Source organism: Streptomyces sp. JJ38, from assembly GCF_019303475.1.
In the GTDB taxonomy this organism is placed as follows: Bacteria; Actinomycetota; Actinomycetes; order Streptomycetales; family Streptomycetaceae; genus Streptomyces.
The window spans coordinates 52753-64203 of the sequence record NZ_JABLSI010000031.1; the positions used below are offsets into that span (position 1 = coordinate 52753).

General features: G+C 72.4%; 14 protein-coding genes. 2 read left to right on the forward strand and 12 right to left on the reverse strand.

Going from position 1 to position 11451, the window contains the following annotated elements; genetic code table 11:
* Positions 1-12 precede the first annotated feature (12 nt).
* From HPT28_RS17710 to HPT28_RS17755, 10 genes are all read right to left on the reverse strand, one after another.
* Positions 13-786 carry a DUF6230 family protein gene (locus HPT28_RS17710; RefSeq protein WP_219092084.1) on the reverse strand — a complete coding sequence of 258 codons (774 nt, stop codon included), beginning with the start codon at positions 784-786 and terminating at the stop codon, positions 13-15.
* Complete coding sequence (locus HPT28_RS17715) at positions 783-1418, reverse strand: hypothetical protein (RefSeq protein ID WP_219092085.1); 636 nt, start codon at positions 1416-1418, stop codon at positions 783-785. Before HPT28_RS17715 ends, HPT28_RS17710 begins: the two co-directional genes overlap by 4 nt.
* Positions 1418-1870 carry a DUF6114 domain-containing protein gene (locus tag HPT28_RS17720; RefSeq protein ID WP_219092086.1) on the reverse strand — a complete coding sequence of 151 codons (453 nt, stop codon included), beginning with the start codon at positions 1868-1870 and terminating at the stop codon, positions 1418-1420. Before HPT28_RS17720 ends, HPT28_RS17715 begins: the two co-directional genes overlap by 1 nt.
* Positions 1864-2667, reverse strand: a complete 804-nt coding sequence (locus HPT28_RS17725; protein WP_219092087.1) for a DUF6230 family protein — start codon at positions 2665-2667, stop codon at positions 1864-1866. Before HPT28_RS17725 ends, HPT28_RS17720 begins: the two co-directional genes overlap by 7 nt.
* A 31-nt stretch (positions 2668-2698) precedes the next feature.
* On the reverse strand, positions 2699-3265 hold the full coding sequence (locus HPT28_RS17730; RefSeq protein WP_219092088.1) for a DUF6114 domain-containing protein: 567 nt from the start codon (positions 3263-3265) through the stop codon (positions 2699-2701).
* Positions 3266-3389: 124 nt separating this feature from the next.
* On the reverse strand, positions 3390-4127 hold the full coding sequence (locus HPT28_RS17735; protein ID WP_257578822.1) for a DUF6230 family protein: 738 nt from the start codon (positions 4125-4127) through the stop codon (positions 3390-3392).
* A gap of 98 nt (positions 4128-4225) precedes the next feature.
* Positions 4226-4834 carry a signal peptidase I gene (gene lepB / locus HPT28_RS17740; protein ID WP_219092089.1) on the reverse strand — a complete coding sequence of 203 codons (609 nt, stop codon included), beginning with the start codon at positions 4832-4834 and terminating at the stop codon, positions 4226-4228.
* A 121-nt stretch (positions 4835-4955) separates the two neighbouring features.
* Positions 4956-6035 (reverse strand): AraC family transcriptional regulator, encoded by a 1080-nt coding sequence (locus HPT28_RS17745; RefSeq protein ID WP_219092090.1) that lies wholly within the window; start codon positions 6033-6035, stop codon positions 4956-4958.
* Positions 6036-6110: 75 nt separating this feature from the next.
* Complete coding sequence (locus HPT28_RS17750) at positions 6111-7595, reverse strand: NAD(P)/FAD-dependent oxidoreductase (protein WP_219092091.1); 1485 nt, start codon at positions 7593-7595, stop codon at positions 6111-6113.
* 80 nt (positions 7596-7675) lie between these two features.
* The gene (locus HPT28_RS17755) at positions 7676-8587 is read right to left on the reverse strand and encodes a diiron oxygenase (protein ID WP_219092092.1); all 912 of its coding nucleotides are present in this window, start codon (positions 8585-8587) and stop codon (positions 7676-7678) included.
* A gap of 133 nt (positions 8588-8720) precedes the next feature.
* Between HPT28_RS17755 and HPT28_RS17760 the strand changes: the two genes are divergently transcribed.
* Both HPT28_RS17760 and HPT28_RS17765 read left to right on the forward strand, forming a co-directional pair.
* On the forward strand, positions 8721-9443 hold the full coding sequence (locus HPT28_RS17760; RefSeq protein WP_219092093.1) for a TetR/AcrR family transcriptional regulator: 723 nt from the start codon (positions 8721-8723) through the stop codon (positions 9441-9443).
* Positions 9444-9486: 43 nt separating this feature from the next.
* Positions 9487-9840, forward strand: coding sequence for a DUF4873 domain-containing protein (locus tag HPT28_RS17765; protein ID WP_219092094.1), 354 nt, complete (start codon positions 9487-9489; stop codon positions 9838-9840).
* Positions 9841-9877: 37 nt separating this feature from the next.
* Here HPT28_RS17765 and HPT28_RS17770 read toward each other — a convergent pair whose 3' ends face one another.
* Complete coding sequence (locus tag HPT28_RS17770; RefSeq protein ID WP_219092095.1) at positions 9878-10654, reverse strand: class E sortase; 777 nt, start codon at positions 10652-10654, stop codon at positions 9878-9880.
* 47 nt (positions 10655-10701) lie between these two features.
* Positions 10702-11451 (reverse strand): class E sortase (locus tag HPT28_RS17775; protein WP_257578824.1); only part of this gene is annotated, 750 nt, incomplete at its 5' end.

Genomic DNA, 11451 nt, shown 5'->3' on the forward strand with positions numbered 1-11451 from the left:
GGGTCGGGGCGGTTACGGGGTACCGGGGGTGCCCGTCGGCGGCGGTGGGGCGGGGCAGTCGACGGCGCCGCGCCGCACGCTGAGGTCGAGCTGGGGCGTCGTCAGCAGGCCGGGGATCTGGATGTCCTGGACGGTTCCGGTGATCTTGTCGAACTTGGCGTAGCGGGCCTGGATGCCGAAGCGGTGTTCCGGGGCGCCGAGGGGGTTGTCCACGGGGTTGCCGGCGTCGTCCTCGATGGTCTTGACGTCGGCGCCGTTGACGTTGAGGTCGACGATGCCGTCCATGTCGAGGACGCCGGTGGCGTCGCGCACGTCGAGCACGGTGTTCTCGGTCCTGATCTCCCACGAGCCGGGGTCCTCGTCGCCGAGGGTGAACAGGAGGGTGTAGGTGACGCCCATGATGTCCTGCCGCTGGCTGAGGCAGAGCCCGTTGATGACGCCGTCGGCGAAGCCCATGCGCAGGACGCGGACGGTGCCGGTGGTGCCGTCGGGGCGGGTGTAGGGGACGTCGACGACGGCGGCGCCGTACTTGGTGCCGTAGACGCTGCTGGTGGCGAGGGAGAGCGGACGGTCCTGGATCCGCAGGTCGAGGGCGAGCGCGCCGGCGGACAGGGCGGCGCCGAGGCCGCCGGCCGTCAGCAGGGCGGGGAGGGCGACGAGGGCTCCGCGCCGCCAGTGGGTGCGGCCTTCCGTCAGTGGCTCGGTCAGCGGCTCGGTCAGAGGCTCGGTCCGCGGCTCGGACGTGGCCGGCCGGACGGCGGCGCGGAGTAGGTCTCGGAGGCTCATGGCGAGGTCACCGTGATCGTTCCGGGGAGGTGGACGGGGTTGTTCGTGGAGTCGAGGGCGGCGTGGTCGTCCGTTGTGCGGATGGCGTAGACGGTGGCGTCGAAGTCCTCGGCCCCGGCGGTGAGCGGGATGATCGAGCCGAAGAAGTCCAGCAGCCCCTGGACGCCGCAGATCTTGATCAGGACGCGGACGCAGATGTTGTCGATGTCGCCCCACATCTCGGTGGTCTCGGGGTTGCCCTGGGTGTCGTAGCCGCCGAGGGAGCCGGTGTCGGGGACGTCGAGGACGACGGTGTGGCCGTCCGCGCGCTGCGTCATGTTGAGGTGCTCGCGGATCTTGAGCTTGGTGAAGGTGTACTTGTTCGTGGTGCGGGTCGTGCCGTCGGACAGCCGGATGGTGACGCCGGTGTCCACGGTCAGCGAGACGGCGACGAGGCTGTCGATGGTGACGTGCATCGGGTCGGCCGAGGGCAGGAACGGCATGCCCAGCGGGGTCGTCTCGGCGGCGACGGGCCCGGCGGCGGAGCTGTCCCGCTGGGGCAGGACGGCGGTGGCGACGGCGAGCAGCAGGACGGCGGTGACGGCCAGGGCCCGGCGCCAGGGGCGGCGGAGGGTGCGGTGTGCCGGTTCCATCACTCGGCCTCCGCGAGCGCGGGTTCGGCGAGGGCCGGCCGGGAGTGGGCCGCGGCGGCCCGGCGCTCCCGGCGGCGTGGCCGTTTGGGGCCCCAGCCGACCATCATCGAGGAGCCCAGGACGCCGAGGAGCATGCCGACGACGAAGCCGCCGAGGTTGGAGACGACCAGGGACACGACGGCGAGGACGGCGCCGATCAGCCCGAAGGTGTAGCGCTGCCGGGGGGCGGCGAGCGGGATGAGCCCGCACAGGATCATGCCGCCGCCGGTGAGGTAGCCGGCCACGGCGCCGAAGCCCGTCTCGACGACCAACTGGAGTGAGCCGAGGGAGAACTTGAGGACGGTCCAGCCGCCCAGGACGAGCCACACGGCGCCCCAGAACGGGCGGGTGCGGCGGAAGGCGCGGAACCACAGCCAGGCGGCGCGGCCGAGGGCCGGGGCGCGGCTCAGCATGACGTGGCCGTTCCCGCGACGACGCGGAGGTTGAGCTTGGGCAGCACCAGGGAGCCGGCGATCTCGGCGTCGTAGGCGGTGGCGTCGAGGCCGTACAGCTTGATGGAGCTGCCACCGTTCTCGCCGGTGGAGCCGAGCCCGAAGGCCCCGGGGACGGCGCCGGTCAGGGGCCTGCCGTCGACGAGGACCTGGTCGGCGGACTGGCCGATGACGGCGTTCTCCAGGGTCGTCGTCCCCGCGGACTTGATGTCGGTGGCCTGGAGGAAGAGGTTCGAGGCGTCGATGTCGGTGGTGAACTCCGCGGGCGGCTCGGCCGTCACCTCCTGCCCGGCCGTCAGCAGGAGCGAGTAGGGGACACCGGCGATGGACTGGTGGACGATGCCGCACAGCCCGGCGAGGTCGGCGCTGGCGAAGCCCATGCGGGTCATGCCGACGTCCGTGCTGGTGCTGCCGTCGCCGTGGCCGACCGACGGCGTGTTGACGATGGCGCCGAAGCCCAGCCCGTCGATGCCGTTGGAGGTCAGGGTGAAGGGCTTGTCGGTGACGTTGAAGCTCGCGGCGAGCGCGCCCTGGGAGATGGCGGTGCCGAGCGCTCCGACGGCGAGTGCGGTGGGGACGAGGGCGAGGGCGCCGCGCCCCCACCGGGTGCCGCGCCGGGTGTCGTCGGCGGCCTCGTCCAGCATGCGCCGGTTCCAGGAGGTCACGCCGTCGAGGGAGGCGTCCCGGAGCCGGCGGAGGGCCCGCAGGGCCTGGCGGGGGGCCCGCAGGGCCTGGCGGGGGTGAGCTGGAATCTTCATGCCCGGGTTCTCCCTACGCGTGGGGCGGGTCTCAGACGTGTTGGGACGAGGGGGTGGTGCTCGGACGGGCGCTCGGCTCAGCAGCCCGGTTCCCGCTGGCGGCGTCGGTGGCGTGAGTGTCCTCGGCCGGGGCGTCGGCGGGCTCGGCCGGGGCGTCCTCGGCCGTCCCGGCGGCCACCGGGACGCGCCGGAACCGCCGCCACCTGCGGGCGGGCTTCTCCGGCAGCCAGCCGAAGGCCATGGAGCCGCCGAGTACGGCGAGGAACATGCCGACGAAGAAGCCGCCGAGGTTGGAGAGCGGGAACGAGGCGACCCCGGCGATGACGGCGATGACTCCGGCGGTGTGCCGCTGGCCGGGCAGCGCGAGCATGAGCAGGGCCATGGCCATCAGGACGATGCCGCCGGCCATTCCGGCGATGCCGCCGATGCCGACCTGGAGGATCTTCCCGAGGGGGGCCATGGGCAGGAAGAAGATGATGAACCCGCCCAGGCCGGTCCACACGGCGGACCAGAAGGGCCGGGTGCGGCGCCAGCGGCGGAAGGCGCTCCGTCCACGGGTCAGCGCTGCGCGTGGGGTGGGTTCCGGACCCGTCGTCATGGCTGGCCTCACAGGGTGCTCGGGTGCGGGCGAGATCGCGCTGACGCGATCGTGGGGACGTCGGTGCCAGGCGGGGCCGGGTGCGGGGCCCCGCCTGGCGGGTGCGGGACGCGGGTGGAACGGTTCAGCAGCCCACGTCGCCGTGCTTGATGCCGATGGAGAGGTTCGGCAGGGTGATGGCGCCGGAGAGCGTGGCGCCGTTGGCGTCGGCGTCGAGGCTGGCCAGGTTGGTCTGGCCGCCGGTGGCGTCCAGGCCGAACTGGCCGGGGGTGCCGTCGGTGATGCCGGCGGCCTTGATGTTGTCGCTGTCGGCGGCGGCGCCGATGACGTTGGGCGAGGTCGGGCTGGCGTTGAGGGTGGCCGTCGCGGCCTGCACGGACTGGGCGTCCAGGACGAGCCGGTTGGCCTGGAGGCCCTCACCCGCGGCGAGTTGCTCGGGAGTGAGCGGGGTCGCCGACTCCGGTGAGGAGATGTTGAGGGACCAGGTGCCCAGGTCGCCGACGATGGGCAGGTTGACGGACTGGGTGGCGTGGACGCAGATGCCGTCCAGCCCGGCCTTCGGGATGCCGACCTCGGCGGTGGAGGTGGGGCCGCCCGCGTCGACGGTGCTCATGACGGCGGCGATGCCGTCGGGCGCCGCGACCGTCTTGGAGCTCAGCGTGAAGGGGACGCTGGTCAGGGAGAGGTTCGCCGCGAGGGCGCCCTGCACCATGGCCATCGTCATGCCGCCGATGGCGAGCGTGGCGGGCAGGGCGAGCAGGGCGGACCGGCGCCAGCGGGTCACGCCCCTGGGCTCGACGGCCGTCTGCGGCTTCGCTCCCGGGCCCTCGGGTCTCGCCTCGGCGGTTCTGTCGTCTCGCATGTGGTCTCCAACCGTGTGTTCCGCGCGTTGTCGCGTGGGTGCGGATGTGTCGCGGCCGTGCGGCGCCGGCCTCCCGGGGTCGGGTGGGGCCGGACGTTTCAGGGGACGGGTCCGGAGGTGGGGGTGAGGGCGGGGCGGTCGCCGAGGTCCCGGGGTGCGGAGGGCGGCCAGACCCGGACGCCGACCCGGCCGGTGACGTCGTCGAGGTGGCCCCAGCCGTGGTCGCGGGAGTCGTCGGACGCGTCGGGGTTGTCGCCGAGGAAGAAGAACCGGCCCGGGGGGACGGTGCGCATCCGGGGCTGGGCCGACCGGGTGCCGTCGGGGGCGCAGCAGTTGCCGGTGTGGCGGGCGCGTTCGGTCCAGGCGGGGTCGGTGACCCGGTACACGGTGTCCTCTCCGGCCTTCCGCAGCAGGACCTGGTACGGGTCCTTTGGAGTGGAGACGATGCCCACGCGGTCACCGGGCAGGGCGATCACCCGCTTGACGACGAGGACTTCGGTGCCGGGCCGGTGGAACAGGGCGACGTCGAGTCTGCGCAGATCGTCCGCCGAGCCGGGGGTGGTGAGGAGCCGCTGGCCCTCGCGCAGGGTGGGTTCCATGCTGGCGCCGTCGACGCGGACGCTCATCGCGGTCATGCCCACGGCCGTGCCGCCGCTCAGGAGGGCGGAGACGGCGAGGGCGACGGCGAGGACGCGGCGCGCGCTCATCGGGCGGTTCCGCCCGGAGAGCGCGTGGGTCCCGACTTCTGCACTGTGGTCATGAACGGACCGTAGGGAGCGAGCCGTGCGGCTTCTGTGACCGTACCGCTCAGCTTTGTTGACTTCGCGTCTACTGAGCGCAGTTCGCGTGGTTCTCGCCCCGTTGGTAGGCGCGCGGGGTGGAGCCGGTCCAGCGCCGGAAGGCCCGGTGGAAGGCGCTGGGCTCGGAGAAGCCGAGCTCCTGGGAGAGCTGTTCGATGGAACTGCGCCCACCGGCGAGGACGGCGATGGCATGGTCGCGCCGCGTCCGGTCGCGCACCTGCTGGAACGAGGTTCCCTCGGCGGCCAGCCGTCGGCGCAGCGTCTGCGGGCTGACGGCCATCAGGTCGGCGATCTGCTCGGGGCTGGGCAGAGGGCCGGGGAGGGCGTGGCCGAGGAGCCGCCGCACCTGTGACGAGGCGGTGCCGGCGAAGTCGGAGCGGGCCAGGATGGCGTCGGGGGCGCGACGGAGGAACGCCCGGAGCCCGGCCTCGTCCTGGAGCACGGGCGCGTCGAGCAGGGCCCGGGGGAAGACGAGCGCCGTGCGGCGGGTGCCGAAGGCGCAGGGTGCCCCGAACATCAGGTCGTACTCCAGGACGTGGCCGGGGGCCGGGTGGGCGAACTCGGCCCGGCGCAGCGGGACGGGGCGGCGGACGAGCCAGCCGGCGAACCGGTGGGCGACGACGGCGGTCGTCTCGGTGCCGAAGTGGCAGGGCCCGTCGAAGTCGGTGGCGTCGAGCTCCAGCGCCGCGTCCTCGCCCGCCCCTCCCCCCGTCCCGTCGGCCGCCGCTCCTCCCGCCCCGCCGGACGAACCGCCGGGCTCGACGAGGCGCAGCCGCGGGCCGGACGGGAAGAGGTCGTAGAAGTCCGCGGCGCGCCGCAGGGCGGTGCGCAGGTCCCGTCCGCCGTAGACGGCGAGTCGGCACATCGTCGCGAACGTGCCCATCTTGCAGGGGCGGTGGCCCAGGCCGAGGAGTTCGTCGTCGAGGGCGTGCCACAGCTCCCGGACGAGCCGGGCGAACTGTTGGGCGGAGACGCGGGCGAGGTCCTCGTGCAGCAGTCCGGGAGCGATTCCGGCGCGTTCCAGGAGCGGCGCCGGGGGCAGCCCGCGGCGCCGGGCGCCGTGGAGCGCCGCGCGCACGTGGTGGATGGCCACCGTTCTGGTCAGCATGCCCGCTCCGGGCGGTGCCGGCGGGCGGCCGGGCTGGACGGGGGGTTCATGGCCGTTCCGGAGTCCTCCGAGGCGTCAGTCCTGTCTGGTGAGGGTGAACTCGTCGGTGCGGAACCTGCGGGTGCGCAGCCAGTAGCGCCAGGTGAAGCCGGGCCAGATGGTGCGGTTCACGCCCTGTGCGTCGAGGTACCAGCTGGTGCAGCCGCCGGTGGTCCACACGCCTTCGCGCAGTTGCCGCTGGATGTCGCGGTTGAAGGTCTCCTGGACCTCGGGGCGCACCTCGACGGCGGCGGCGCCGCGTTGCTCGGCGGCGCGGATGGCCTGGACGACGTAGCGGGACTGGGCCTCGATCATGAAGACGACCGAGTTGTGGCCCAGGCCGGTGTTGGGGCCCAGGAGGAAGAAGAGGTTGGGGAACCCGGCGACGGTGATGCCGAGATGGGTCCGCATGCCCTCCTCGGCCCACTGCTTGCTGAGGCTGTGGCCGCCGGTGCCGGTGATGTCGAGGTGGTCGAAGGCGTCGGTGACGTGGAAGCCGGTGCCGTAGATGATGGCGTCGACGGGCCGCTCGACGCCGGCCTGGTCGACGATGCCGTTCTCCCGCACCTCCCGCACGCCGTCGGTGACGACGTGGACGTCGGGCCGGTCCAGCGCGGGGTAGTAGTCGTTGGAGATCAGTGCGCGCTTGCAGCCCATGGTGTAGTCGGGGGTGACCCTGCGGCGGAGCTCGGGGTCCCGGATCTGCTTGCGGATGTGCCGTCGGGCGATGAGCTCGGCGGCCTTCATCAGCCTGGTGTGGTTGTTGAAGCCGACGGCGCGCACCTCCAGGAGGCCGTAGAGCAGGGCGCGGTAGGCGCGTTGGGCGGCGGGGACGGCGCGGAACGTCGAGCGCACCCAGGCGGGCATGGCGTGGTCGGGCTTGGGCATGACCCACGGCGGGGTGCGCTGGAAGAGGTGCAGCTCACGCACCTCCGGCGCGATCCGCGGAACGAACTGGACGGCGCTGGCCCCGGTGCCGATGACGGCGACGCGCTTGCCGCGCAGGTCGTAGTCGTGGTTCCAGGTGGCGGAGTGGAACGTGGTGCCGGTGAAGCGTTCGATGCCGGGCAGTTCGGGGATGCTGGGCAGGTGCAGGGCGCCGACGCCGGAGACGAGGAACCGTGCGGTGAAGGTGTCGCCGGCGCGGGTGGTGACGGTCCAGGTGCGGGCGTCCTCGTCCCAGCGTGCTCCGGTCATCTCCTGGCCGAAGCGGATGTGGTCGCGCAGCCGGTACTTGTCGGCGACGCGGCGCAGGTAGGCGAGGATCTCGGGCTGGCTGGAGAAGGACCGCGTCCAGCCGGGGTGCTGCTCGTAGGAGAACGAGTACATGTGCGACTGGATGTCGCACGCGCACCCCGGGTAGGAGTTGTCCCGCCACGTCCCGCCGACGTCGTCCGCCTTCTCCAGGACGACGAAGTCGTCGATGCCGGCCTTGAGGAGCTGGATCGCCTGGCCGAGCCCGGAGAAGCCGGTGCCGACGATCACCACCTTCGCGTGGTGGGAGGGTGCCATGTTGGCCATGGGCGTGTCCTTTCGACGCCGACGGGCGCGCCGGGTGTCGCGTGCTGAAGGGCGGGGCGGGGGTGAGCGGGGGCGGGGGCTCAGGGGAGCAGGTAGGCCCTGCGCCACAGGTGCCGGGCGGGCCCGCCGACGAGGCCGTGCTCCTGGAGGAAGGGCATGATCTTCTCGCCGGAGTACCGCATGGTGCGCCGGTAGTGGGGGTTGGCGTGGGCGGCCCGCCAGGCCGCCTTCGGGTCCAGGCCGACGGCCGCGTAGGCCCTCGGGTTGAGCAGGCTGCGGGAGATCGCGAAGGCCACGGTGGCGATGAGGGTCTGCTGGTAGCGCAGTTCGGCGCGGCCGAGGCCCGCGGTCATGCCGCGGATCACCTCCTCGCGGGCGAAGGTGACGTGCCGGGCCTCCTCGACGATGTGGATGTGGTTGACCATCCGCACGAGCGGCTGGACCGTCTCCTCGCCGACCATCTCGCGCTGGAGCCGGTCGGTGATCTCCTCGGCGACGAGGACGGAGCCGTAGAGCGCCGGGCCGTAGGAGATGGCGGGCAGTACCTTGGCGATCTCGTGGAGGAAGCGCGGCGGCCCGTAGGCGGGGCAGCCGATGCGCTCGACGAGGCGGGCGAACATCGTGACGTGGCGGCACTCGTCGGCGACCTCGGTCAGCGCGTACTGGATGTGCCGCGTGGTGGCGTCCCCGTTGTAGGAGGCCTTGACCAGCATCTTCATCAGGAGCAGCTCGAACCACAGGCCGACGCTCGCGATGGTGGCCATCTCATGCCGGCCGAGCTCTCGGCGCTGTTCCTCGGTCATCCGCTCCCACATCGGCGTCCCGTAGAGGGAGACGCGGTGGGGCAGCAGGTAGTGCTTGTCCTCGTCGAGCGGCGCGTCCCAGTCGACGTCGATCTCGGGGTCGTAGGACTTCCGCGCCGAGGAGGCCAGCAGACGGCTCGCGGTCTTCTCCCGGTCGCCGACGGTCGTTTTGGTCAGTGCACGTGCCATCGCGGCTCACTCCTTCGGGAGGCGGTCCCGCGCCTCCGGGCCTGACGATTACCCGCTCCTTCTGGGTACCTGCTCCTTCTAGTACCTGTTACCTGAAGTAGCAGATACTTCGGGTAGCATGGGCCGCGCAAGCGTGCGAGTCAAGAGCGGAGAAGCCGTGCAGCCCGTGGACGGACGCAGGGAACGGTGGAGCACGCATCGCGCCGCGCGCCGCGAGGAGTTCGTGGACGCCGCGCTGCGGGCGCTGGCCGCCCACGGCCCCGAACTGCGCGTCGAGCGCGTCGCCGCCGAGGCCGGCGTCAGCAAGCCGGTCCTCTACCGGCACTTCACCGACAAGGCGCACCTGCTGGCCGCCCTGCACGACCGGGTGACGGTGATGCTCATGGAGCGCCTGGAACCGGCACTGGACCCCACCGCCGCTCCCCGGGCGCAGATCAGGGGGGCCGTCGACGCCTTCTTCTCCCTGCTCGAGGACCACCCCAACCTCTACTGGCTGGTCAGCCGGAGCGATCCCGCCGGGCCCGCGAGCGAGGGGCAGGGGGTGCGCGCGAGCAAGGAGATGGCGGCCAAGACCCTGGCCCAGATCTTCGACGAGTACCTGCACGCCTACGGCCTCGACACCCGGGGGGCCGAGCCGCTCGCGCACTCGATCGTCGGCATGGTCCACAGCACCGCCGACTGGTGGATGCAGAAGCCCACCCTGAGCCGGGCCGACGTCGTCGCGCACCTGAGTGACTCCGTGTGGGACTGCCTCGACGGCTATCTGCGCCGCCGCGGCGTCGAGTTGCCCCCGGACACGCCGCTGAGCCCCGACGACGTCCTCGTCGCCCGCACCGAAACCACCGCCGGGCCGTGAGCCGGGCGGTGCGCACCGCGAACCGACAGGTGAGGAGCCCGTGATGCCCGAAACCCCGACCGAGCACCCCGTGACCGACCCCGGCACCGAAGGCCACGACGAGGGCTACCAGGGGCCCGCCACGCTGCTCGCGGCCGACGGGGAACTGGCGGTCACCGTGCGGCTGCGCGGCCACTTCCAGCCCATCGACGGCCACTACCGCTGGTACGGCCGGATCGCGGCCGACCCGGAGGTAACCGAGCTGCTCGGGGGCCGCAGGGCGGCCGTCACGCTCAGCACTCCGCAGGGGCGGGCCGCCGGCGAGGCGGCCGACCCCGACATGTGGGGCCGCTACCGGGTGACGGGGACGGGCATGCCGCCCTTCCGCACCGACTCGACCCGGCCAGCGGCCGGTTGACTGCGCGGAGGGCCGGGCGGAGGGCTGGGTACGCCGCTCAGCCCTCGGTGAGCTCCTCCGGCGGCGTGCGCCGCTCGTCCACGGGCTCGGTGCGCTCCAGCTCGGCCCACACGACGTAGCGGTACGTCGAGGTGAACATGGGCGTGCACGTCGTCAGCGTGAGGTAGCGCCCCTTCTCGGAACGGCCCGAGCCCTGCGGGACGTCGGCGAGGACGCCCACGTTGTACTTCGAGGTCTCCGGCAGTTTCGCGAAGACCTTGTAGACGTACCAGGTGTCCTTGGTCTCGAAGACGACCGCGTCACCCTCGTCCACCTTGTGGATGTTGTGGAACTTGGCGCCGTGCCCGTCCCGGTGCGCGGCGAGCGAGAAGTTCCCCGACTTGTCCCACGGCATGGCGGCCTCGACGGGCTTCTCGTAGTACCCGGCGATGCCCCGGTTGAGCTTGTCCGGGTCGGTGCCGGGCATGACGAGGATGTCGTCACCGCTCATCGCGGGCACGTGCAGGAAGCCGATGCCGTCACGCGGGTCGAAGTCGACGGGTTCGGCGTCCTCCCCCGCGTCCTCGCCGCGCTCCTCCTGTGCCGCCCACTGGTCGCGGAGCTCCGAACTCTCCTGGGCCGCCTGACGGTCCGCCACGACGTTCGTCCACCACAGGGAGTAGGCGACGAACAGGGCGAGCACGAGCCCGGTGGTGATGAGCAGCTCGCCGACGACGCTCACGGCCGCGGCGAGGCGCCCCCGGGGGCGCCGTGGCGGTGCCGAACGAGGCGGGTCCTCTTCGGTCTCCGCCTCGTCGTGCTCGGTCAGTGCCACGTGTCCCACCGTCTCGTCCGCTCGCTCGTGCGCCCTCGGGCCGGTCGTCAGAGGAGCGCGTCCGGCTTCCCCTCGCTCCGCGGGCGCTCCTCGACCATATTCCCCCAGACGATGAGACGGTACTTCGAGGTGAACTCGGGCGTGCAGGTGGTCAGCGTCACATAGCGCCCCGGCTCGGTGAAGCCGGACTGCACCGGGACGGGGGAGACGACGTCCACGTTCGCCGGCGAGGTCGAGGGCAGCCTGCTCGTCATCTCGTAGACGTAGTAGGTTTCGGCGGTCTCGACGATGATCGCGTCACCGGGTTCGAGGCGGTTGATGTAGCGGAACGGCTCACCGTGGGTGTTGCGGTGGCCGGCCACCGCGAAGTTGCCCTGCTCGTCCCACGGCATCGCCGTCTTCAGCCCGGACTTCTCGTCGTAGTGCCCGACCAGGCCCTTGTCCAGGACGCTGTCCTTGTCGATGCCCTCGGCCACGGGGACGGCCACGTCGAGCTTGGGTATGTACATGATGGCGAAGCCTTCGCCCGGCTCGAAGGCGTCCGGGCGGCGCGCCTCGTCCTGGGACCGCCACTTCTCCTCCAGCCGGTTCGCCGCCCGCTCGGTCTGGAAGCCGGCCTGGATGTTCGTCCACCACAGCTGGTAGACGACGAAGAGGAGCAGCAGCACGCCGCAGGTGATGAACACCTCCCCCACGCCACGGCTGACCACGACGGCCGCCTGCTCGCGCCGGGCCCGCGCCGCCTCGGCCGCGGCCCGGCGCCGGGCGACCCGGCTCTCGGCCGCGGTCCCGGCCGC

Bases quoted from the DNA above. Each gene is read 5' to 3' on its own strand.
- HPT28_RS17710 (WP_219092084.1), bottom strand. From the start codon at position 786: ATGAGCCTCCGAGACCTACTCCGCGCCGCCGTCCGGCCGGCCACGTCC.
- HPT28_RS17715 (WP_219092085.1), bottom strand. From the start codon at position 1,418: ATGGAACCGGCACACCGCACCCTCCGCCGCCCCTGGCGCCGGGCCCTG.
- HPT28_RS17720 (WP_219092086.1), bottom strand. From the start codon at position 1,870: ATGCTGAGCCGCGCCCCGGCCCTCGGCCGCGCCGCCTGGCTGTGGTTC.
- HPT28_RS17725 (WP_219092087.1), bottom strand. From the start codon at position 2,667: ATGAAGATTCCAGCTCACCCCCGCCAGGCCCTGCGGGCCCCCCGCCAG.
- HPT28_RS17730 (WP_219092088.1), bottom strand. From the start codon at position 3,265: ATGACGACGGGTCCGGAACCCACCCCACGCGCAGCGCTGACCCGTGGA.
- HPT28_RS17735 (WP_257578822.1), bottom strand. From the start codon at position 4,127: ATGCGAGACGACAGAACCGCCGAGGCGAGACCCGAGGGCCCGGGAGCG.
- lepB (WP_219092089.1), bottom strand. From the start codon at position 4,834: ATGAGCGCGCGCCGCGTCCTCGCCGTCGCCCTCGCCGTCTCCGCCCTC.
- HPT28_RS17745 (WP_219092090.1), bottom strand. From the start codon at position 6,035: ATGCTGACCAGAACGGTGGCCATCCACCACGTGCGCGCGGCGCTCCAC.
- HPT28_RS17750 (WP_219092091.1), bottom strand. From the start codon at position 7,595: ATGGCCAACATGGCACCCTCCCACCACGCGAAGGTGGTGATCGTCGGC.
- HPT28_RS17755 (WP_219092092.1), bottom strand. From the start codon at position 8,587: ATGGCACGTGCACTGACCAAAACGACCGTCGGCGACCGGGAGAAGACC.
- HPT28_RS17765 (WP_219092094.1), top strand. From the start codon at position 9,487: ATGCCCGAAACCCCGACCGAGCACCCCGTGACCGACCCCGGCACCGAA.